Origin of the sequence: Natrinema ejinorense (assembly GCF_002494345.1) — an archaeon.
Lineage (GTDB): Archaea > Halobacteriota > Halobacteria > Halobacteriales > Natrialbaceae > Natrinema > Natrinema longum.
In genome coordinates this window covers 2,906,149-2,928,479 of sequence record NZ_NXNI01000001.1, presented here as the reverse complement: position 1 = coordinate 2,928,479, position 22,331 = coordinate 2,906,149, and the positions used below count along the sequence as shown (strand labels likewise).

The following is a 22,331-nucleotide window of genomic DNA, read 5'->3' as shown; positions in this document are numbered from 1 at the left end:
CGCACTGATTTCCGACGTCGAGGATCGGTAACAGGTCGTCCGACGGGTCCCCCGCCAGGCGGCGAGTCGCGTGCCGTATACGCGTCCCCATCCAGCGTGGGGCCCGCCCGACCGATCGCGGCGACGCACTCTCTCGAGGAGCGCTGACGGAATATGCGAGCGGGTCAAGTGGCTCGAACCCCTGACTCCGATAATGAGTGACGCGCAAGGCCCTCTCGAGCCGGACCGTCCGGACGTTGACCGGCCGTTCGCAGTCGATGCCCCCTTCGAGCCCGCGGGCGACCAGCCGGAAGCGATCGACCAGTTAGTCGACGGGTTCCGGTCGGGGATGGACAAACAGACCCTGCTGGGCGTGACCGGATCGGGCAAGACCAACACCGTCTCGTGGGTCGTCGAGGAGATCCAGAAACCGACGCTGGTGATCGCCCACAATAAGACGCTGGCGGCCCAGCTCTACGAGGAGTTCCGCAATCTCTTCCCGGAGAACGCCGTCGAGTACTTCGTCTCCTACTACGACTACTACCAGCCCGAGGCTTACGTCGAGCAAAGCGACACCTACATCGACAAGGACGCCTCGGTCAACGACGAGATCGATCGCTTACGCCACTCCGCCACGCGGTCGTTGCTGACCCGCGAGGACGTCATCGTCGTCGCCTCGGTCTCCGCCATCTACGGCCTCGGGGATCCGCGTAACTACATCGACATGTCGTTGCGCCTCGAGGTCGGCGAGGAGATCGGCCGCGACGAGTTGCTCGCGCAACTGGTCGACCTGAACTACGAGCGCAACGACGTCGACTTCACGCAGGGGACCTTCCGCGTTCGGGGCGATACGGTCGAGATCTACCCGATGTACGGCCGCTACGCCGTCCGCGTCGAACTCTGGGGCGATGAGATCGATCGCATGGTCAAGGTCGACCCCCTCGAGGGGAAAACGCAGGGCGATCAGCAGGCGGTGCTCGTCCACCCTGCAGAGCACTACTCGATCCCGGAGAACACGCTCGAGGAGGCGATGGACGAGATCCGGGACGATCTGGACTCGCGTATTTCGTACTTCGAGCGCCAGGGCGACATGATCGCCGCCCAGCGCATCGAGGAGCGGACGACGTTCGACCTCGAGATGATGCAGGAGACGGGCTACTGCTCGGGGATCGAGAACTACTCGGTCTATCTCGCGGATCGCGAATCGGGCGACGCCCCCTACACGCTGCTCGACTACTTCCCCGACGACTTCCTGACCGTGGTCGACGAGTCCCACGTCACGTTGCCCCAGGTTCGGGGCCAGTACGCCGGCGACAAGTCCCGCAAGGACTCGCTCGTCGAGAACGGGTTCCGGCTGCCGACGGCCTACGACAACCGGCCCCTGACTTTCGAGGAGTTCGAGGAAAAGACGGACCAGACCCTCTACGTGAGCGCGACGCCGGGGGACTACGAGCGCGAGGCGAGCGATCGGATCGTCGAGCAGATCGTTCGACCCACCCACCTCGTCGACCCGGCGATCGAGGTCTCGGACGCCACGGGTCAGGTCGACGACCTCATGGACCGCATCGACGACCGCATCGAGCGCGAGGAACGCACCCTCGCCACCACGCTCACGAAACGCATGGCCGAGGACCTGACCGAGTATCTCGAGGAAGCCGGCGTCGACGTCGCGTACATGCACGACGAGACCGACACGCTCGAGCGCCACGAGATCATTCGCTCGCTCCGATTGGGGGAGATCGACGTCCTCGTCGGGATCAACCTCCTGCGGGAGGGGCTGGACATCCCCGAGGTCTCGCTGGTCGCGATCCTCGACGCCGATCAGGAGGGCTTCCTCCGCTCGGAGACGACGCTCGTCCAGACGATGGGTCGGGCGGCGCGAAACGTCAACGGCGAGGTCGTTCTCTACGCCGACGAACCCTCGAACGCCATGGAATCCGCGATCGAGGAAACGAAGCGCCGCCGTCGGATTCAACAGGAGTTCAACGAGGAACACGGCCTCGAGCCCACCACGATCGAGAAGGAAATCGGCGAGACGAACCTGCCGGGCAGCAAGACCGACACCAGCGAGGTCTCGGGCCGGGAACTCGAGGACAAGGACGACGCCGCCCGGTACATCGACGAACTCGAAGCCCAGATGCAAGAGGCCGCGAGCAATCTCGAGTTCGAACTGGCCGCCGACATCCGCGACCGGATTCGCGACGTGCGGGCGGAGTTCGAACTCGAGGGTAGCGACGAAGGAATCGCGCCGCCGACCGAGGAGTTCTGATCGGCGCGTGCCCCACACGGAGAGCGCAGCGGAGTAACAGCTAACCCTCGGCCGACATATCCGTAGACGATGGAGGTTGCCCTGCTAACAGTCGGCGACGAACTGCTATCCGGCGACACGGTCAACACGAACGCGAACTGGGTAGCAACGCAACTGACCGACCGTGGCGTCACGGTTACGCGCATCGTCTCCGTCCCGGACGACCACGACGTCATCGTCGACCACGTCAGGCGGTACAGCGAGGCGTTCGACGGCGTCATCGTCACTGGCGGGATCGGTGGGACGCCCGACGACGTGACCATGGAGGCGGTCGCAGCCGCCTTCGACCGCGAGCTGACCGTGCCGGACGTGACCCGAGCGGCCGTCGAACGTCACCTGGACGCCCTCGAGGAACGACTCCCGGACCGAGAGCTCTCGGTCGACGTCGCGGCCGAAGCCGCGATCCCGGAGCGAAGCCGGCCGCTGTTGAACGACGCGGGTCTCGCACCCGGATGTGTTCTCGAGAACGTCTACGTCCTGCCGGGGATTCCGGACGAACTGAAGTCCATGTTCGCGGCGGTCGCCGACGAGTTTACCGGCGACCGTCGCTCCGCGTACCTCTACACGGTCGAACCGGAGGCGAACATCGTCTGGGCACTCGAAAACGTGATGGACCGCTTCGCGGTCACGGTCGGCTGTTATCCCGACCGGGAGGCCGAACACAACCGGCTGAAGATCACCGCGACTGACGACGCGCAGTTGGACGGAGCCCGCGACTGGCTGGTAGACACCATCAACGCGAGCGAAACGCCGGTCTCGCGTGACTGGGGCGAGGACGATTCCGAGGCGGAGACGCGTTGAGCGGCCACCCCATCACTGCCGACTCGATCTCGCGACCGCCCGACTCGAGCGGTCCGAACCCGCTCAAGCGGCCCCACCTCGTCCAGTGATCCCCCTCGCCCTCTTCGACTCGTCGTCCACAGCCGTTCGCAGGTCACGGCACGAACGCGACGCCGAACAGCGACAGCGCGAGAACGAGTAGCGATCCCGGGACGCCACCGATCGCGACGATCACCAGCACGGTCGGCGTCACGGCCACCGGCAGCCCGAAGCCGAACTGTGCGATAGCCAATACGACCAGCCCGACCACCGCGTTGACGATGAGGGGGCGAACCACCTGCAGGAGCCATCCCGCGACGAGAACACCCACGAGAACGGCGAGTAACAGCAGGATCTCGAGGGTGGTCATACTCGAGGCTACCACGGTAGTGGGGAAAACCGTTCGGATCGTAACGAAACCCTTTATGACGTGCGGACGGAAGGGGTGTGTACGGGATCGTGGGTTAGCTTGGTATACTTCGGGCCTTGGGTGCCCGTGACCCCGGTTCAAATCCGGGCGATCCCATACGAGATACCGGTTCGGACGGTTTCGTCGAGCCGCTTTGGACGTTTTCAGACCGGTTAGCGGCTAGTTTCTGTCGGTGATCGACTGAGAAATCTGTCCTGGCCAGTCGACTGTACGAACTCGAAAGCCCTGCTCGTGCTATCGATCAAGCGACCGACATCGTCGCGGGATCCGACAGTATCGTGAGAGAGTCACAGCGTCCACCGCTTTGGCACTGGTGAAAACGAGAGCCGAGGATCGGGAATGTGGTGCCGGGAACACGATCGTCTGGCGTGCGCCATGGCAGGGAACGCACAGGTATGGGTCACAATAGCCACAGTGGGGTGTTCTTGGATCGTCTTTCCGTGTTAATGTGTGTCATCACCTCTACACCACATACGACGGCCTGTTCAATAATAAAGCTTTTTGATAGGGCAATAGCTATAGAGTGGTCGATATTAGGAAACGTATGTTTCCCAAACTGCGTTAAAATACAATATATACGATCCTCTATCTAGCATGGCAATGATTTGTGGTCGAATCACATTCGAGGGGCAGCGTACCGCGATCGACCGAGAACGGATCGATCGCCCACCCGCGAGCCAAACGGTTTCAGAAGGCGGTCAATCGCCGACCCCCATGGCTGCGCTCGTCTCGAGGTTCCAGCGATTGCTCATCAACGGAGTCGTGATCACGATTCCGCTGGTCGCGACGCTGCTCGTCGTGTTCGATTACATCCTCGGCGTGCTCTCGCCGATCGTTTTCCCTGTGGAGGAAGCGTTCCGATCGATTGCGACGCTCGGGGTCGCTGCCGATAGTCTCGGCGGCGACGGTTGTCCGGATCAGTTCCACCCCGGTATACGACCATTTATACCGGATGGCAGCCCTAGGAAGGTGCAATGGCGCAAGCGGGAAATTCCGAACTCGTCGACGCTTTCGAGCAGTTCTTCCGCAACTATTACGACAACGAGATCAAGCAGCTTGCCCAGCGCTATCCGAACGAACAGCGATCGATCCACGTCGACTGGCAGGACCTCTATCGATTCGATCCCGATCTCGCGGACGACTTCATCGCACAGCCCGAGCAACTCCAGCGCTACGCCGAAGAGGCGCTCCGACTGTACGACCTCCCGATCGACGTGAGCCTCGGCCAGGCCCACGTTCGGGTCCGAAACCTCCCCGAAACCGAGTCCCCCGAAATCCGGGAAATCCGCGCTCGAGACATGAACTCCCTCGTCCAGGTTCACGGCATCGTCCGCAAGGCGACGGATGTCCGCCCGAAGATCGAGGAAGCGGCCTTCGAGTGTCAGCTCTGTGGTACCCTCTCCCGGGTCCCCCAGTCCAGTGGCGACTTTCAGGAGCCCCACGAGTGCCAGGGCTGTGAACGACAGGGCCCCTTCCGCGTCAACTTCGATCAATCCGAGTTCGTCGATTCCCAGAAGATCCGCGTCCAGGAGAGCCCCGAGGGACTCCGCGGCGGCGAAACGCCACAGGCACTCGACATCAACATCGAAGACGACATCACCGGCGAAGTCACGCCCGGCGATCACGTTTCCGCGACCGGCGTCCTTCGACTCGAGCAACAGGGCGACCAGCAAGAGAAGTCGCCGGTCTTCGACTTCTACATGGAGGGGATGGCCGTCGAAATCGACGAAGAGCAGTTCGAGGACATGGACATCACCGAGGACGACAAGAAGGCGATCTACGACATCTCCAATCAGGACGACGTCTACGAGAAGATGGTCGCCTCCATCGCACCCTCGATCTACGGCTACGACCAGGAGAAGCTCTCGATGATCCTGCAGCTGTTCTCGGGGGTGACGAAACAGCTGCCAGACGGCTCGCGGATTCGCGGGGACCTGCACATGCTGCTGATCGGGGACCCTGGTACTGGCAAGTCGCAGATGCTCGCCTACATCGAAAACATCGCACCGCGAGCGGTCTACACCTCCGGGAAGGGCAGTAGCTCGGCGGGACTTACGGCCGCCGCCGTCCGCGACGACTTCGGGGACGGACAGCAGTGGACGCTCGAGGCCGGCGCGCTCGTCCTCGCAGATCGGGGGATCGCCGCCATCGACGAACTCGATAAAATGCGCTCGGAAGACCGAAGTGCCATGCACGAGGCCCTCGAGCAACAGAAGATTTCGGTCTCGAAGGCGGGGATCAACGCCACGCTCAAGTCTCGCTGTTCGCTGCTGGGCGCGGCAAACCCCAAGTACGGTCGCTTCGACCAGTACGAGCCGATCAGCGAGCAGATCGACCTCGAGCCGGCGCTGATCTCGCGGTTCGATCTGATCTTTACGGTGACGGACACGCCCGACGAGGAGAAAGACCGCAACCTCGCGGAACACATCATCACGACCAACTACGCCGGCGAGTTGACGACCCAGCGCGAGGAGATGTCGAGCCTCGAGGTCAGTACCGACGAGATCGACGAGATGACCGAGCAGGTCGATCCGGAGATCGACGCGGAGCTCCTGCGCAAGTACATCGCCTACGCCAAACAGAACTGTCACCCGCGGATGACGGAGGAAGCACGCAACGCGATCCGGGATTTCTACGTCGATCTGCGCTCGAAAGGGACCGACGAGGACGCCGCGGTGCCGGTCACGGCCCGCAAGCTCGAGGCGCTGGTTCGGCTCTCGGAGGCGAGCGCCCGCGTTCGGCTGTCGGATACGGTCGAGCAAGACGACGCCGAGCGCGTCATTGAGATCGTGCGCTCGTGTCTCCAGGACGTCGGGGTCGATCCCGAAACCGGCGAGTTCGACGCGGACATCGTCGAAGCCGGGACCTCGAAGTCCCAGCGCGATCGGATCAAGAACCTGAAGGGGCTGATCAGCGATATCGAGGAGGAGTACGACGACGGCGCGCCGGTCGATATCGTCCTCGAGCGAGCCGAGGAAGTCGGGATGGACCACTCCAAGGCCGAACACGAGATCGACAAACTCAAACAGAAAGGCGAGGTCTACGAGCCGAGTACGGACACGCTTCGGACGACGTAGCTTCCAGGCACCTCCCGCGGGCCGAGCGATCGGTTCGTCGTCTTGCTCGAGATCGACGAGGCAACACCGGGACGGCAGTACCGAAGCGCAAGGGTCGGGCGGTCGTCAGGACCGTCCCAAGGCCAAGCACGCACCGAGAAGGGCACCGAGGCTAGCCGTCACGCCGAATCCGGGGACGCTATCCTCGCCGCTGTCGTTCTCATCGCCGGAATCGGTAACAGTTTCGTTTTCAGCAGTCGTTCCGTTCCCGGTACCGACGCTACTCTCGACAGTTTCGTCGCCCGGCGTTTCGTTGGTCGCTGAGGTATCGAGGGTGAAGTTCCGCCGCGAGGTCTCGTTTGCCTCGACCGTTACTGTGCCATTGGTACGGCGGTCTCTGTCGTTCGCTATTGCAGTCACGTTGTACTCGCCGGGCTCGAGGTCGACCTCGAACGCGCCGTCGTCATCCGTATCCGTGACGAACGTGCCGGATGAGCGAATCGTGGCTTCCGGTATCGGGTCGCCGTCTTCGTCAGCGACCGTCCCGGTGAGCGTTCCCGTCGCCGAGGTGTTGAACGTGACGTTCCGCCGCGTGGTCTCGTTTACCTCGATCGTTACTGTCTCATCGATACGACGGTCTCTGCCGTTCGCTATTGCAGTTACGTTGTACTCGCCGGGCTCGAGGTCGATCTCGAACTCGCCGTCGTCGTTCGCAGTGGCGACGAACGTTCCGATTGAACGAACTCTACTGTTCGATATCGGATCACCGTCTTCGTCGGTGATCGTGCCGGTGAGCGTTCCCGTCGGCGTTTCGTTGATCGCCGATGTGTTGAACGTGACGTTCTGCCTCGTCGTCTCGTTTGCCTCGATCGTTACTGTCTGATCGGTGTAGCGGTTGTGACTACTCGTTGTGACAATTACGGTGTACTCTCCGGGCTCGAGATCGATCTCGAACTCGCCGTCGCCATCCGCGTTCGTGACGAACGTGCCGGATGAGCGAATCGTGGCTTCCGATATCGGGTCGCCGTCTTCGTCAGCGACCATGCCGGTGAGCGTTCCGTTAGTCGTTTCGTTCGTCTCCTGACTCGAAATGGACTCGGTGACGGGGTCGTCTTGGAGGCGATGGAGGTCGCTCTCTGCGGCGGTAACGCCACTGAGTCCACCGATGGAGACGAGTACAAGCACCGTGATGGAGAGGGCGGCAAGTCGGTTTGTATCCATATCTCCGCTATCAATCGGGATATGATAGAATTTAAAGTTTTATAATTTGTAATGATGGTGCGAATTCGATTCTGGACAGAGCAAGGCCAGTACGCTGCTCGGCCATCTATAATAAAATATGTAAATATCGACAAATTAGGCACTAGTAGAGAAGCCACCGTAGACGATACTATAAGACCTTCTGACTGTTATGTAGTGTAATCGAAGGACTTGGATCAGTCACTGAGCAGACTATTTTATATACCGATCCCCCAACCACGCCCGACTGAGACCGTTCTCAGGACCACATCTCAGAGTTCCCGCAGTGCGGTGACGGTCGATCGAATCGTCACTGGCGCGACGTCGGCAACCTCGGCAGCCGCGGCCTGCGTCAGTGACGGCCACTCCTCGCGCTCTCCGGCGGCCTTGTAGAGGCAGCCGGCAGCGACGCCGCTGGGATTGCGGCCGCCGATCAGCCCGGCCTCGAGCAGGGCGGTGACGTGTTCGCGGGCGCGACGCTCGACGGCCGATCCGACCTCGAGTTTCGAGGCGTACCGGGGCAGGTACTGCGTGGGGTCGATCGGTCCCGTCGGCAGACCGAGTTCCCGGTTCAGCGCGTCGTAGGCGACCGAAAGCTCGTCGCTGTCGGCTCGTGCGACGTCGGCGATCTCGTCGGTCGTCCGGGGGACCGAACGAGTTCGACAGGTCGCGTAGATCGCGGCGGCAGCAAACCCCTCGAGTGACCGTCCCTGAAGCAGGGCTTCGGATTGAGCGGACTCGAAGAGGGCACAGGCTTGCTCTCTGGTCGAGTCAGGCAGCGAAAGCAAGGCAGTGATCCGTCTGATTTCGGCGAACCCGTACACCAGATTCCGCTCGGCCTTCGAGGAGATACGCGCGCGATTGTGTTCCCGGCGTAAGCGAGCGATCTGTCGGCGTTTGCGGCCGGTCAGTCGGGAACTGTATCCCGACTCCGAACCGGAGCCGTAGCCGATCTCCGTCGAGAGTCCCCGGTCGTGTCTCGAGCGAGTCAGCGGTGCGCCGGTCCGTCGCCGATCGGTGTCGTCGTCCTCGAACGACCGCCATTCTGGGCCGTGATCGATCCGATCTTCGGCGGAGATCAGTCCGCATTCCTCACAGATGATCTCAGAACCGTTCCGCCGTAATCTGCCGTTGCACTCCGGGCAGATTGCACATGAATCGGTCTCTGCCATTGGTTATTTCTTACATCCAGTTGCCTACCCTTGGTATTTAAATTGTTGGGAAACTGAAGGAATAGGTGAAACGGGAGACGAAACGGAACGGCTACCGGTCGAGTAACCGCGCCAGCAGGGATCGCGACCGAGAGTCGGACGACGCAAGCGACGGATCGTTCGAGTCGTCCCGATCGGACAGCACGCGTTCGTACTGATCGACGACGGCCTGTCGACGGGTTCTGCTCGTCGCTAACGCGTCCTCGAGGGCGGCGATCCGCGTCCGGAGTCGGGTTCGCTCGATGCGGTACGAAAGCGGCGGTTCCCGCGGTTCCGAACCGGAGGGACGGTGGGGCGGCTGTCGGGTCCGGATGCTCGAGCCAGCAGTCGGATTCTGTGGAGTGATGCGAGTCGGTTCGTCACTGACGACGGAAGAATCGGGACCTCGTTGTTCGGCGGACATGGCTCGTTTCGGAGTTCTCCACAGACCGGCAAAAAGCTCAGTCAGTCGGGTGTCAGACGCGTCTGACGCGGGTCGTGCATCCGACCGACGTCACTCCGAGAGGTGCTCGAGCACGCCCTGCGTGTCGGCCGGCACGGGTTCGGGTTCGCTGCCGGCGGCGGCGGCGGCGTCGGGGTCCTTGAGCAGGTGGCCGGTGGTGAGACAGGCGACGCGTTCGTCGTCGTCGACGATGCCCTCGGCGCGGAGTTTTCGGAGGCCGGCGACGGAGGCGGCAGAGGCGGGTTCGACTCCGATGCCCTCGCCGGCGATGTCGCGCTGGGCCTCGGTGATTTCCTCGTCGGAAACCGCGACGGCGGTCCCACCCGTCTCGCGGATGCCCGGCAGGGCCTTCGGCGCGTTGACCGGGTTCCCGATTCGAATCGCGGTCGCACGGGTTTCGACGTCCTCCCAGCGGCGGATCTCGTCGGCTCCGTTCTCGATCGCTTCGACCATCGGTGCCGCCCCGTCCGCCTGGACGCCGGTCAGCTTCGGGACGTCGTCCTCGTCGAGTGCCCCCGCCTGGACGAGTTCGCGGAAGGCCTTGTACAGCGCCGACGTGTTACCCGCGTTTCCGACGGGGAGGACGATCCGGTCCGGCGGAGCGTCGTAGTCCGCGAGGAACCCCTCGAGGATCTCGAGGCCGATCGTCTTCTGGCCCTCGAGCCGGAACGGGTTCAGCGAGTTCAGCAGGTAGGCCTCGCCCTGGCCCGCGAGATCCTGGACGATGTCGAGACAGGCATCGAAGTTGCCGTCGACTTCGAGGATGCGCGCACCGTGGAGGCTCGCCTGGGCGATCTTGCCGGCGGCGACCTTCCCCGCGGGAAGGAGCACGAGCGTCTGCATCCCGCCACGAGAGCCGTAGGCTGCGAGCGCGGCGCTGGTGTTGCCCGTAGATGCACACGCGAGTCGGCCGACGCCGAGTTCCTTCGCGACTCTCACGCCGACGGTCATCCCGCGGTCCTTGAACGAGCCGGTCGGATTCATCCCCTCGTGTTTGATCCGCAGGGCTTCGATGCCGACCTCGTCTTCGAGTCGAGGGACCTCGTACAGCGGCGTCGCACCTTCCTGGATCGACACGCCGGCCTCGAACGGCAAGGCGTCGGCGTAGCGCCAGACGCCCCGTCCCTCGAAATCGTCGAAGGTCGGGAGATCGGCGTAGCGGACCTCGAGCAGTCCGTCACAGTCGTCACAGGTGTATCGGACGTCGTCGAAGGGAGCGAACGTCTCGCCACACTCGATGCACTCGAGCCAGACGCCGTCGTCGGCGTCGGCGGGTTGTTCGGGCTGGTCGGCCGAGAGACTGAGACTCATTGTCGGTCGGGAAGGCCGCAAAGGGGAAAAAGTGAGTGGATTCGGCGGTGGGACGTCTCAGTCGTCCCCGCCGTCGAACTCGTCGATCACGTCGTGAACCGTCGCCGTCCACGCGTCCAGTGCCTCGTGGAGCATCTCCTTGGCCTCCGGTAACGCGATCGCAGTGTACTGATAGACGTAGCCACCACCGTCGAGCAACCGTCGGTTTCGACGAACGAGGCCCCGGTCGTGGAGCGTCGACAGCGAACGGTTGACCGTACTTCGGTCGCGCTCGAGGCTACTCGCTAGCTCCTCGATCGTACTGCCGGGCTGGTCACACAAGACGAGATAGGTTCGGGTCTCGTGCCCTTCGATACCGAACACGCAGCTCAGTACCTCCTCGAACGCCGGGTTCGATTGCTCCATCAGTTCCCCGAGGCGGTGCTGGGGGGTTTCGGCCATACCCGTTCGTACGGACGTGAGCGTAAAAATACCCGCCGCAGTCGATCGGGCCGATGTACACGATCGTTATGCGTCTTCGGCTCCCGCGCCGTATCCCATCTTCCGGATACACCGTCGCATGTCGCGTTCGCTCTCGTGGCGGTGGAGCCGCGTCGGCGTATCACAGTAGTACACCGATCCGTCGTACCGCAGTATCACTTCGGACTCCGTCCGCCCGGTCGTCGTCGTAATCACGACCCGTCGGCCGTCTTGAATCGCGGACATGATTGCTTCTAGCTCGAGTTCCCCGGCCGAAGCACGGAGCGGATTCGACATCGGGTCGAATTGGGCGGGCTGGCTCAAAGAACCTTCGCGTCGTCCCCGTTCCCACGGTGCCCTCGTCTCGTCGAGCGGTCGGCTGTCCGCTGATCGACGGGACCGAACCGACCCGTCCGGAAAACCGGCTGTGTACGACTATCGCCAGACCGCGATACCACTACACGGGTGTCTGTTGTGAGATACCATATGGCATCAGAAACGGCGACCCGGCGATCCGAACGGACTGCAACTACACTCGCGCCCTGGCAGGCGGGGACCGTCGGCGGCATCGTCGGCGCGATCGTGTTCGGTGTGATGATGGCGATGCAGACGCCCGGCGTGATCGAGGCCGCGATCCCGGCGCTGTACGGTCTCGAAGGCGGTACCGTGGGGATGATCATTCACGTCTCTCATGGGGCCGTTCTCGGCGTGGTCTTCGCGGCGTTGCTCGTCGCGGCAGGCAGAACCGATCTCGGCCTCGTTCCGACCATCGGCGTCGGACTCGCGTACGGGATCGGTATCTGGGCGGTCTTCGCCGTCCTCGTCATGCCGGTCTGGCTCTCCGCGGTCGGATTCGGAATGGCACCCGGCGTTCCGAACATCGCCATCGAAAGCCTCGTCGGCCACGCGGCGTACGGACTCGTCCTCGGCACAGTGTACGCAGCCCTCGAGTGAGTCCGGTCTTCGAACCGCAAACCGGACGACCGCCTCCGTGATCGGTAGCCGATACCCCCGTCCCCAGCGTCACAGCAGAAGCATCGCGAACAGGGCCGCTGGCCCCAACAACAACAGGATCGTCGCGAGTACCAGTCGGAATGACATGGTTCGATCGATGATCCGATCGAGTGAGATATAATACTCAAATACTGTTCAATTTTCTAGACAATAGTTACCGCGTATAAACACTGTCTTGATCGGCGAAACGACTGATTTCCTCGCCGCGTCGGCGGGAATTCGAGCGGGAACGCGCCCGGGTCCCGGTCGGTCGACGTTCGGACCGGCTACCGGCTACTCGAGCAGCCAACTCAGCAGCGCTTTCTGGGCGTGCAGCCGGTTTTACAGCCCACCTTTTTCTTCGGGCCCTCCCTCGCACCGCTCGCTCACGGCAACGCCGTTCGCTTCTCGCGGTTCTCGCTTCGCTTCGAACCGTGCTCGGTCGAACCACTCGAAAAAATCTGGACCAAAAAGCCGAACGCTCACGATGTTCGCGTTCGGATGCTTACTCGAGCAGCCAACTCAGCAGCGCTTTCTGGGCGTGCAGCCGGTTTTCCGCCTGATCGAACACGATCGACCGATCGCTCTCGATGATCTCGTCGGTGATTTCCTCGCCGCGGTGCGCCGGAAGGCAGTGCATAACCGACGCCTCGGGGGCGTGCTCGAGCAGATCCGAACCGACCTGGAACCCCTCGAAGTCGTTCATTCGGACGTCGCGTTCGTCCTCCTGTCCCATGCTGATCCAGACGTCCGTGTAGATGATGTCGGCGTCGGTGACTGCCTCGACGGGATCGGTCGTGACCGTCGGATCGCCTCCGAGTTCGCGGGCGCGCTCGAGGACGTCGTCGTCGATCTCGTAGCCCGCCGGCGTCGCGACCGTCAGATCGATGTCGGTCAGCGCAGCGCCGAGCGCGAACGACTGGGCGACGTTGTTGCCGTCACCGATCCAGACCGCGGAGACGTCGTCGAACCCGCCCTCGTGTTCCCGGATCGTCAACAGGTCCGCGAGCGTCTGGCAGGGATGGGCGTCGTCGGTGAGTCCGTTGACGATCGGCACGGAGGAGTACTCCGCGAGCACTTCGATGTTCTCGTGTTTGAACACGCGGGCCATCACCGCGTCGACGTACCGCGAGAGCGTCCGCGAGGTGTCTTTCAGCGGCTCTCCTCGCCCGAGCTGGATGTCGTCTTCCCCCAGGAAGACGGCGTGGCCGCCCAGTTGGGTCATCCCCGTCTCGAAGGAGACGCGGGTTCGCGTGCTCGGCTTCTGGAAGATCATCCCCAGCGTCTGCCCGTCGAGATCGGCGTGGTCCGCACCCGTTCGCTGGGCGCGTTTGTACGCCTCGGCTCGCTCGAGGATCGTCAGCAGTTCGTCGCGCGAAACGTCGTCGATGTCGAGGAAGTGTGTCGGCTCGGTCGTCATTACTGATCACCGCGTGTCCGTGTTCGTGTTGCTGGCAGCGGGCGCGTTGCCGTCGCCGTCATTCGTCGTCCCCTCCGCGCAGCGTCGTCGCGACCCGCTCGAGCACCGCGACCGACTGGTCGAACTCCGGGAGTGAGAGCCGTTCGTCGGGTGCGTGATCGAGCGCCGAGTTGCCGGGGCCGTAGGTAACCATCGGACAGTCCCAGGCGTCGGCATAGAGGTTCATGTCGCTGGTCCCGGTTTTGCGGAGGAGACGCGGGTCGCCGTCCTCCGCGCGGATGGCCGCCCGGAACGCGCGGGCGACTTCGGTACGGGGACTCTCCATCACCGGCGGGATCGGCTCGTCCCAGGAGACGGTCCCGATCTCGAGTTCCGCTTCGGCCGTCTCGCGGACCGTCTCGACGTCTAGCGAGGGTGGCACCCGCAACTGGGCCTCGAGGGTGGCCTCGACGGAGAGGCCGTCGTCGCTGATCCCGCCGTCGATGTCGACGGGTTTGGCGGTTACGCGCTCGAAGACCGGCGTGTACTCGTCCTGTTCGAACGCGTCCTCGACGCTCGTCCACCAGTTCGTCGCGTGCTGGATGGCGTTTGGCTCGGGTCGAGAGGTATGGCCCGATTCGCTGGTCGCGACGTAGGTCCCGTCGAGGAAGCCACGGTAGCCCAGCGTGATGCCCGTCGCACCGCTTGGCTCGCCGTTGACGACGGCATCGGGTTCGGCATCGCGCTCCGCGACGAGATGGCGGGCCCCCAGCGAACTCGTCTCTTCTTTGACGACGCCGACGAAGGAGACGCCGGTCCGGACGGCCGCGACGGCCATCGCGGCCAGCGGGCCGGTCGCGTCGACGCTGCCTCTCCCCCAGAGGATCTCCTCGCCTTCGCGGGCGACCTCGGCGTCCTCGTCCGCGGCGTCCGCAGTGTCGACGCGGACCGGGATCTCGCCGGGGACGGTGTCGACGTGGGAGGTCAGGAGGACGGCGTCGTCGGCCGGCGCGCGGACGTTGCCGACGTCGTCGATCCAGGCCTCGCGGCCGTAGGCGTCGAAGAACTCGACGAGCCGCCGTGCTGCCCTCTCCTCCTCGCCGGAGGGAGAGGGCGTCGAGACGAGATCGATCAGGAGGTCGCGGGCCGCCTCGAGCGAGACGTCGGCGGTGTCCTCCATGGTCGCGCTCATGATTCGGAGTCGGCTGCAGGTGCGATGACCGCTGTCAGTGCGTCGACGAGCTGGTCCGCTTCGTCCTCACCGATCACGAGCGGTGGCAGCAGGCGCAGTACGGTCCGGCCGGCGGGAAGCGCCAGTATCTGGTGGTTCATCGCCAGATCGCGGGCGACACGGTTCGCGCCACGCTTCAACTCGACGCCGACGAGGAGGCCCTCGCCGCGGACCTCACGGACCGCCTCGCCCAGCGCCGCCTCGAGTTCGGTGACGAGATAGTCGCCGATTTCGGCGGCGTGGGTGGGCCAGTCCTCTTCGACCAGCGTCGAGACGGTCGCGTGGACCGCAGCGGCGACGACGGGGCCGCCGCTGAACGTGGCGTTGTGCGACGCCGCGCCGTCGGCGATCCAGTCTTGCACCGCGAGCGCGCCGACGGGCAGGCCGTTGCCCAGGCCCTTCGCCGTCGTGAGTACGTCGGGCGTGACGCCCGCGTTCTGACAGGCCCACATCTCGCCGGTGCGGCCCATGCCGGTCTGAACCTCGTCCAGGACGAGCGCCGCGCCGGCCTCGTCGGTGACCTCGCGGGCGGTTTCGAGGTAGCCCGCAGGCGGGACGTTGATCCCGCCTTCGCCCTGAATCGGCTCGAGGATGACCGCCGCCGTCTCGTCGTCTACGGCGGCCGCCAGTTCCTCGCCGTCGCCGTAGGGGACGAACTCCATGTCGCCGGCCAGTGGCTCGTATGGCTCTTTGTACTTGTCCTTCCAGGTCGCGGCGAGCGATCCCATCGTCCGCCCGTGGAACGAGCGGGTCGCGGCGACGATCTTCGACTCGCCGGTCGCCGACCGGGCGAACTTCAGCGCGGCCTCGTTGGCCTCGGTCCCGGAGTTACAGAACCAGGCCCCCTCGAGTCCGTCGGGCGCGGCCGCGACGAGCGCGGCGTAGGCGTCCTCGCGCGCCCGAACGGGATACGAGGAGTCGACGAAGGTCAGCTCGCCGACCTGCTCTTGAACCGCGTCGACGACCGCGGGGTGACAGTGGCCCAGCGGCGTGCAGGCGTAGCTCGCACCGGCGTCTACGTACTCCGTGCCGTCGGCGGTGTAGAGATACGGGCCCTCACCTTTCTCGAGACCGATCGGCTTGCTACCGGAGACGAAATCCAGGTCACTCATTGTGTGGCCTCCGTTTCCGCGTCAGTTGCGTCCGCGAGCACGCCGGGCTCGAGGGTCGTCCCCTCGCCCGCTAACGCGGCTGTGATCGGCTCGTCGGCGTTTGCGGTCGCGACGATCACCGACGCCGCACCGCCCTCGAGCGCCTCCTCGGCGGCCATGACCTTCTTGGTCATGAACCCCTCGGCGGCGTCTTTCACGGCGTCGAACTCGGTGGGCGTGGACGCCGACTCGATGCGCGTCGACTCGTCGTCGGGGTCCTCGTAGATCCCCGACACGTCTGTGAGGACGATCAAGTCGGCACCGAGCGCGCCGGCGACTGCGGCGGCGGCGCGGTCGGCGTCGGCGTTGACCGCGGTGTAGCCGCCCTCCTTCTCCCGTCCGAGCACTGGGACGGAGACGACGGGCGTGTAGCCGCCCGAGAGCATCGTCTCGAGCAGGTCGGCGTTGACCGACTCGATCGTCCCCGAGTGGTCGCCGCGCTTGATCTTCTTCTTGCCGTCCTCTTTGACGCGGACGGCGGACTTGCGTTTGCCCTCGAGCAGTTTGCCGTCCGTTCCCGAGAGGCCGACGGCGTCGACGCCCTCGTTGTGCAGGCTCTCGACCAGATCGGTGTTGAGCTTGCCCGGCATCACCATCTTGAACACGTCCATCGTCCGCTCGTCGGTGAACCGGCCGACGACGCCGCCGGGCGTCTCGACGTAGGTGGGTTCCTCGCCCAGCTCTTCGAGGGTCTCGTCGACGGCGGTCGAGCCGCCGTGGGTGAGAACCACGTCTTCGCCGTCCTCGACGAGCGCGGCCACGTCCGCGAGTGCGCCTTCGGGATCGACGGCGCGTGCGCCGCCGATCTTGACCACTACAGTCATGGTGCCCCCACGGGGTGCAGTCCCGTAAACTCGAGTCCGGCCGTCTCCTCGAAGCCCAGCGCGACGTTGGCGGCGTGGACCGCCTGTCCCGCGGAGCCTTTCATCATGTTGTCGATCGCCGAGAAGACGACGATGCGCTTGTTCGAGGGGTCGAGTTCGAAGCCGACCTCGGCGAGGTTCGTTCCGGCGACCGCCTTGGGCTCCGGATACCGATACACGCCGGAGCCGCCGGCGGCCATGCGGACGAACGGTTCGTCCTCGTAGCAGCCCCGATAGGCCTTCCAGAGGTCGCCCTTCGAGACGGGGCCCGAGGGGAAGACGTGATTCGTCGCGCTGGCACCGCGGATCATGTCCACGGCGTGGCAGGTGAAGGCAACCGAGGTGTCGAGGAACTGCTCGATCTCGGCCTCGTGGCGGTGGCCCGTCGGCGCGTAGGGGCGGACGACGCCCGAGCGCTCGGGGTGGCTCGAGGCCTCGCCGCCGCCGGCTCCCCCTTCGGAGGAGCCGACCTTCACGTCGACGACGATCTGCTCGCCGCCCTCTAAGATCCCGTGTTCGAACAGCGGGTAGAGCCCGAGGATCGTCGCGGTGGCGTTACAGCCGCCGCCGGCGATGAGTTCCGCGCCCTCGAGATCGTCGCGGTTGATCTCGGGAAGCGCGTACTCCGCCTTGTCGAGATACTCGGGGGCCTCGTGGCCGTCGTACCACTCGTCGTACTGGGCCTCGTTCTCGAGGCGGAAGTCCGCCGAGAGGTCGACCACGGTATCCGCGATTTCGAAGAACTCGTCGATCTGGCCCATCGAAACGCCGTGTGGCGTCGCCGCGAAGAGGACGTCGACGGACGCGAGGTCCTCGGGTTCGGTAAAGCGCAGGTCCGTCCCCCGCAACGGCGGGTGGACGGAGCCGACGCTCTTGCCGGCCTTCGAACGGCTCGTGACCTCCGTGATCTCGAAATTCGGATGGCCGGCGAGCAGTCGCAGGAGTTCGCCGCCGGTAAAGCCGGAGCCGCCGATGACGCTCGCGGTGACCGTCTCGGCGCGCTCGGCCGAGCCGGGTTCGGCGTCGACCGCCATCAGGCGCTCACCTCGAGTTCCGGATCCGCCGCTTGCGCTTTCGTCTCGAGCCAGTCGACGACGGTCCCCGCGACGTCGGTCTCGACCGCACCGTCGAGTGCTTTGAACTCCACCGTGTGGTTGACCTCGTGGACCGTGTACGAATCGCCGGTTTCCATGAGGTCCACACCGAGGAGTCCGCCGCCGACGGCGTCGCTCGCCTTCCGAACCAGCGCTCTCGCCTCGTCGTCGATCTCGAAGACATCCGTCTCCGCTCCCTTGGCGGCGTTGGTGATCCAGTGATCGGACGACCGGACCATCCCCGCGATGGGCTCGCCGTCGATCGCGAGTACGCGAACGTCGCGGCCGGGTTTCTCGACGAACTCCTGCACGTAGAACACCTTGTGCTCGTAGTGGCCCAGCGTCGCCTTGTGTTCCAAGATGGCCTCGGCGGCCGACTCGGAGTCGATCTTGGCCATCAGGCGACCCCACGAGCCGACGACGGGTTTGAGGACGCACGGATAGCCAAACTCTTCGATGGCCGCCATGGCCGTTTCCTTCGTGAAGGCGACTTTCGTGGCGGGCGTGGGAACGCCGGCCTTCTCGAGTGCGAGACTGTTCTTTACCTTATCGGCGCAGATGTCCGCGGTCTCGTGGCTGTTGACGACGGGAATCCCGTACGATTCGAAGAACTGCGTGGCGTACAAGCTCCGGCTCGTCGCGAGACAGCGGTCGACGACGATGTCGAGGCCGTCGAACGCCGCGGGTGCCTCCGAGATGTCGAAGGTTTGCTTGCGAACGTCGATCTTCGTGACCTCGTGGTCGCGCTCGCGAAGCTCGCTCAACAGGAGTTTCTCGTCTTTGCGGATCCGTGAATAGAGTATGCCGACGTTCACGCGAGCCACCTCCTGGATGTGACGAGCGGCGTGCTACGAGCCCCTCGAGTCGTGGACGCAACGCGGGCCAGTGTCGTGCCCGTCTGCAAGGTCACTCACCCCAGTCCTCTTCGAGCTCGGGCGCTCGTTCGAGGACTGGCGGCTCGGTATCGACGACTTCAAGCTCTGCTCCACAGGTCGTACAGTCAACGATCTCTCCCGCTTCCAGATCGTCGTGCAGGGACAGTTCGGCCCCACACTCGACGCATTCGGTCATTGTACTCGCACGTGGGAGCCCGGCTCCCTTAAAGCCTTCGAACTTAACAGCAAAATTATACTAACTGCACGCCACTCTAACGGTCCGTGGAGGCTATGTTACCGCAGGTCTACTTTGACATATCATGAAGTCGGTAATTAATCCCCTCGCGGGGATCGTCGCCGAAGCGGCCGTTCGACGGCCCGCGACAGCGGCCGCCGTCCGATCCGCCGTGCGCGAGTCTCACACTCAGACATACCCGTTCACCTCCGAACGGAGCGCCTCGCGAGCCGACTCGAGCGGGACGCTCACCTCCTCGAGCGCGTCCGCGTCGATCGCGAGTGCATCGCGGGCCGACTCGAGTTGGGTCTCGACCGCCTCGGGTGCTGGCCCGCCCTGCGAGTTCCGGCTCGCAACGCTCTGGACCGGATCGAGCGCGTCTTCGACGGCTGCGGGATCGACGGCTGCCTCGAGCGACTCGCCGAGGACGTCCTGGGCCGCGGCCTCGAGGGCGTCGTAGTTCGCACCGCCCTCGGCAGCGATGGCCACCAACTCGTGCGCGGTCCGGAACGGCAACCCGTTGGCGGCCAGCAGGTCCGCGACGCCGGTCGCCGTCGAGAACCCCTCGCCGGCCTCCGCCTCGAGGACGTCCTCGTTCCAGTCGGCCGTCGCGACCGCCCCCGCTGCGACCTCGCTGGCCTCGGTCACCGCGTCGACGGTCTCCCAGGCGTGGGTCGTCGCCCGCTGCAGATCGCGATTGTACGCGCGGGGCAGTCCCTTCAGCGTCGTCGTCAGCCCCTGGACGCCGCCGGCCGCGTCGCCCGCGACCGCGCGGACGAGCTCCAGCGTATCCGGGTTCTTCTTCTGGGGCATGATCGACGACGTCGAGGAGTAGTCGTCCGCCAGATCGACGAAGCCGCGGTTCGCGAAGATGATCACGTCCTCGGCCAGCCCCGACAGCGTCGTCGCGTGCGTCGACAGCGCCTGCGTCGTCTCGAGCAGGAAGTCTCGACTCGAGGCGGCGTCCATCGAGTTCTCCACGACACCGTCGAAGCCCAACAGCTCGGCCGTGCGCTCGCGGTCGATATCGAACGTCGTTCCAGCGAACGCGGCCCCGCCCAGTGGCGACTGGTTGATCCGGCCGTAGGCCGCGAGCAAGCGTTCCGTGTCGCGGCGGACGGCTCCCTCGTAGGCCAGCGCCCAGTGAGCCACGGTGGTCGGCTGGGCGGGCTGGAGGTGGGTATAGCCGGGCATGACCGTCTCCGTCTGTTCTTCCGCGACGGCCACCAGCGATTCGCGGAGCGCGAGCGTCGTCTCGACGGCCTCGAGGACGTCCTCGCGCAAGCGATAGCGGATACAGGCCGCGACCTCGTCGTTGCGCGATCGCGCGGTGTGCATCTTGCCGCCGTCCGCGCCGATGCGTTCGATGACGGCCGTCTCGATGGCCTCGTGGACGTCCTCGCCGTCCGGCAGCGAGCCGTGGCCGTCGACCTCGATCGCGTCCAGCGCCGTGAGGATCTCGCCGGCCACGTCGTCGTCGACGATGTCCTGCTCGGCGAGCATGACCGTGTGTGCGCGGTCGACCTCGAGATCCGCCACGAAAATCCGTTCGTCCGCCGCGAGCGAGGAGAGGAAACTCCGGGCGGGGCCGCCGCTGAAACGGTCTCGGCGGACGACGCCGTCGGATCTCTGATCCGACGAGGAATCCCGCTCGCCGCCATCTCGAGTGCTCTCCTCGGTCATGATTACTCGTCGTCTTCCGTGGCGTTTGCAGCGATCGCCTCGTTCGCGAGGCGGCGCTGGAAGCCGTGGTACTTCGCGACGCCGGTGGCGTCTTCCTGTTTGATCTTGCCGACCGTCTCGGTATCGAAGGAAGCGTGTTCCGCGGAGTAAGCCGCGAACTTGCTGTCGCGAGCGACCGGACGTGCCTGCCCGCCCTCGAAGCGGATCGTCACGGTCCCCGTGACGCGCTTTTGGGTCTCGTCGATGAAGCCCTCGAGCGCGCTCACGAGCGGCGCGTCGATCAGGCCCTCGTAGGCTTTCTGGGACCACTGCTGGTCGATCTGGGTCTTGAACTGACGCTCCTCCTGGGTGAGGACGAGCCCCTCGAGGGCCTCGTGGGCGTTGAGCAGCGTCGTCGCACCTGGGTGTTCGTAGTTCTCGCGGACCTTCAGCCCGAGCATGCGATCTTCCATCATGTCTGTGCGGCCGACGCCGTACCCGCCGGCGAGTTCGTTGAGGTATTCGACGAGCTCGACCGGCTCGTACTCCTGACCGTCGACGGCGACGGGGTAGCCGTTCTCGAAGGAGATGTCGATCTCCTCGGTCTCGTCGGAGGGATCCTCAGTCCACGCGTAGATATCCGTCGGCGGGACGTAGTTGGGGTCCTCGAGATCGTCGCCCTCGACCGAGCGGCTCCAGATGTTGGTGTCGATCGACCAGTCGCCGCCGCTGCCACCCTCGACGGGGAGGTTCTTCTCGGCGGCGTACTCCTTCTCCCACTCGCGGGTGAGTCCGAGTTCGCGCACGGGGGCGATGACCTCGAGATCCGAGTCGCGCCAGACGGCCTCGAAGCGCAGTTGGTCGTTGCCCTTGCCCGTACAGCCGTGGGCGATACCTGTACAGTCCTGTTCCTCGGCGACCTCCAGGATCGCTTCCGCGATCACGGGACGGGCCAGCGCCGTGCCGAGCGGGTAGCCCTGATAGGTCGCGTTCGCGCGAACGCTCTCGAGACAGAGTTGTGCGAATTCCGCCCGTGCGTCGACGACGTAGTGTTCGAGGCCGAGTGCCTCGGCGGTTTCCTCGGCTTCGTCGAACTCTTCGGCCGGCTGGCCGACGTCGACGGTAACGCCGATCACGTCGTCGTATCCGTATTCCTCCTCGAGCAGCGGGACACAGACGGTCGTGTCCAGGCCCCCCGAAAACGCAAGTGCCACGCGGGTCATATGGTACTCGAGTGAAACCCCAGGAGAGACTTAAGCTCATTGGTTTCGATCGCGTAAATTGTAGGTAGAGGCGCTGCTAACCGAAAATACTGCGATTTCGGGAACGTTGGAACGAACCGGGATCGGGGGAGTAGGTAGAGTACGGGCTCAAAGGCCCGGTCGGAATCGCCGCGGTCGCCGCCGAGCGACGGCCCCGCCGGTACCGGCCACGGCGAATGCGGTACCGACGGAGTAGCTCATTGCTGAAACGGTGAGGATCCACGGTATTAAAAGCTGCTACATCGCGCTGCCGGGGCCGTCAGCACGGCATACTGTCGATCTCGATCGGAACCGATCGAGAGCCGCCCGGGT

Annotated in this window: 20 protein-coding genes and 1 tRNA gene; 5 read left to right on the top strand and 16 right to left on the bottom strand. The window is 64.6% G+C overall.

Translation table 11 applies throughout. The features are described 5' to 3' along the window. The first annotated feature begins 193 nt into the window (after window positions 1-193). Together uvrB and CP557_RS14560 are read left to right on the top strand one after the other, a co-directional pair. Window positions 194-2,248 carry an excinuclease ABC subunit UvrB gene (gene uvrB, locus CP557_RS14565; protein ID WP_097380574.1) on the top strand — a complete coding sequence of 685 codons (2,055 nt, stop codon included), beginning with the start codon at window positions 194-196 and terminating at the stop codon, window positions 2,246-2,248. A gap of 69 nt (window positions 2,249-2,317) precedes the next feature. After that, on the top strand, window positions 2,318-3,088 hold the full coding sequence (locus CP557_RS14560; protein ID WP_097380573.1) for a competence/damage-inducible protein A: 771 nt from the start codon (window positions 2,318-2,320) through the stop codon (window positions 3,086-3,088). 133 nt (window positions 3,089-3,221) lie between these two features. Here CP557_RS14560 and CP557_RS14555 read toward each other — a convergent pair whose 3' ends face one another. Further along, window positions 3,222-3,476 carry a pro-sigmaK processing inhibitor BofA family protein gene (locus CP557_RS14555; RefSeq protein WP_097380572.1) on the bottom strand — a complete coding sequence of 85 codons (255 nt, stop codon included), beginning with the start codon at window positions 3,474-3,476 and terminating at the stop codon, window positions 3,222-3,224. Window positions 3,477-3,559: 83 nt separating this feature from the next. On the opposite strand from CP557_RS14555, the gene CP557_RS14550 reads away from it, so the two are divergent. Next, window positions 3,560-3,632: transfer RNA gene (locus CP557_RS14550), tRNA-Pro, on the top strand. Window positions 3,633-4,510: 878 nt separating this feature from the next. Next, complete coding sequence (locus CP557_RS14545; protein WP_097380571.1) at window positions 4,511-6,613, top strand: minichromosome maintenance protein MCM; 2,103 nt, start codon at window positions 4,511-4,513, stop codon at window positions 6,611-6,613. A 105-nt stretch (window positions 6,614-6,718) separates the two neighbouring features. Here CP557_RS14545 and CP557_RS14540 read toward each other — a convergent pair whose 3' ends face one another. The 6 genes from CP557_RS14540 to CP557_RS14515 form a co-directional block, all read right to left on the bottom strand. Beyond that, the gene (locus tag CP557_RS14540; protein ID WP_097380570.1) at window positions 6,719-7,813 is read right to left on the bottom strand and encodes a carboxypeptidase-like regulatory domain-containing protein; all 1,095 of its coding nucleotides are present in this window, start codon (window positions 7,811-7,813) and stop codon (window positions 6,719-6,721) included. Window positions 7,814-8,103: 290 nt separating this feature from the next. Beyond that, window positions 8,104-9,003, bottom strand: a complete 900-nt coding sequence (locus tag CP557_RS14535; RefSeq protein ID WP_097380569.1) for a transcription initiation factor IIB — start codon at window positions 9,001-9,003, stop codon at window positions 8,104-8,106. Window positions 9,004-9,094: 91 nt separating this feature from the next. Then, complete coding sequence (locus CP557_RS14530) at window positions 9,095-9,445, bottom strand: hypothetical protein (protein ID WP_097380568.1); 351 nt, start codon at window positions 9,443-9,445, stop codon at window positions 9,095-9,097. Between the two features lie 90 nt (window positions 9,446-9,535). Further along, a complete protein-coding gene (thrC, locus tag CP557_RS14525) occupies window positions 9,536-10,795 on the bottom strand; it encodes a threonine synthase (RefSeq protein ID WP_097380567.1) in 1,260 nt (419 codons plus the stop codon). Between the two features lie 57 nt (window positions 10,796-10,852). Next, entirely contained in the window at window positions 10,853-11,236 is a 384-nt protein-coding gene (locus CP557_RS14520) for a helix-turn-helix domain-containing protein (protein WP_097380566.1), read from the bottom strand. 66 nt (window positions 11,237-11,302) lie between these two features. After that, complete coding sequence (locus tag CP557_RS14515; RefSeq protein WP_097380565.1) at window positions 11,303-11,551, bottom strand: hypothetical protein; 249 nt, start codon at window positions 11,549-11,551, stop codon at window positions 11,303-11,305. A gap of 189 nt (window positions 11,552-11,740) precedes the next feature. Here CP557_RS14515 and CP557_RS14510 point away from each other — a divergent pair, with 189 nt between their 5' ends. After that, the gene (locus CP557_RS14510; RefSeq protein ID WP_097380564.1) at window positions 11,741-12,208 is read left to right on the top strand and encodes a histidine kinase; all 468 of its coding nucleotides are present in this window, start codon (window positions 11,741-11,743) and stop codon (window positions 12,206-12,208) included. Between the two features lie 544 nt (window positions 12,209-12,752). On the opposite strand, the gene argF is transcribed toward CP557_RS14510, so the two are convergent. The 9 genes from argF to CP557_RS14465 all read right to left on the bottom strand — a co-directional run bounded on the left by argF (window position 12,753) and on the right by CP557_RS14465 (window position 21,980). Further along, complete coding sequence (argF, locus tag CP557_RS14505) at window positions 12,753-13,667, bottom strand: ornithine carbamoyltransferase (protein WP_097380563.1); 915 nt, start codon at window positions 13,665-13,667, stop codon at window positions 12,753-12,755. A gap of 58 nt (window positions 13,668-13,725) precedes the next feature. Then, a complete protein-coding gene (locus tag CP557_RS14500; RefSeq protein WP_211290216.1) occupies window positions 13,726-14,838 on the bottom strand; it encodes a [LysW]-lysine hydrolase in 1,113 nt (370 codons plus the stop codon). Next, window positions 14,835-15,989, bottom strand: a complete 1,155-nt coding sequence (locus tag CP557_RS14495; RefSeq protein ID WP_097380562.1) for an aspartate aminotransferase family protein — start codon at window positions 15,987-15,989, stop codon at window positions 14,835-14,837. Before CP557_RS14495 ends, CP557_RS14500 begins: the two co-directional genes overlap by 4 nt. Then, window positions 15,986-16,852, bottom strand: a complete 867-nt coding sequence (locus CP557_RS14490) for an acetylglutamate/acetylaminoadipate kinase (RefSeq protein WP_097380561.1) — start codon at window positions 16,850-16,852, stop codon at window positions 15,986-15,988. The genes CP557_RS14495 and CP557_RS14490 overlap by 4 nt, the downstream gene beginning before the upstream one ends. Beyond that, window positions 16,849-17,925, bottom strand: coding sequence for an N-acetyl-gamma-glutamyl-phosphate reductase (gene argC / locus CP557_RS14485; RefSeq protein ID WP_097380560.1), 1,077 nt, complete (start codon window positions 17,923-17,925; stop codon window positions 16,849-16,851). Before argC ends, CP557_RS14490 begins: the two co-directional genes overlap by 4 nt. Next, the gene (gene lysX / locus CP557_RS14480) at window positions 17,925-18,800 is read right to left on the bottom strand and encodes a lysine biosynthesis protein LysX (RefSeq protein WP_097380559.1); all 876 of its coding nucleotides are present in this window, start codon (window positions 18,798-18,800) and stop codon (window positions 17,925-17,927) included. Before lysX ends, argC begins: the two co-directional genes overlap by 1 nt. Before the next feature lie 91 nt (window positions 18,801-18,891). Next, window positions 18,892-19,056 (bottom strand): lysine biosynthesis protein LysW, encoded by a 165-nt coding sequence (gene lysW, locus CP557_RS14475; protein ID WP_097380558.1) that lies wholly within the window; start codon window positions 19,054-19,056, stop codon window positions 18,892-18,894. Window positions 19,057-19,284: 228 nt separating this feature from the next. Beyond that, window positions 19,285-20,778 (bottom strand): argininosuccinate lyase, encoded by a 1,494-nt coding sequence (gene argH, locus CP557_RS14470; RefSeq protein ID WP_097380557.1) that lies wholly within the window; start codon window positions 20,776-20,778, stop codon window positions 19,285-19,287. Between the two features lie 2 nt (window positions 20,779-20,780). Then, on the bottom strand, window positions 20,781-21,980 hold the full coding sequence (locus tag CP557_RS14465; protein WP_097380556.1) for an argininosuccinate synthase: 1,200 nt from the start codon (window positions 21,978-21,980) through the stop codon (window positions 20,781-20,783). Between the last annotated feature and the right edge of the window lie 351 nt (window positions 21,981-22,331).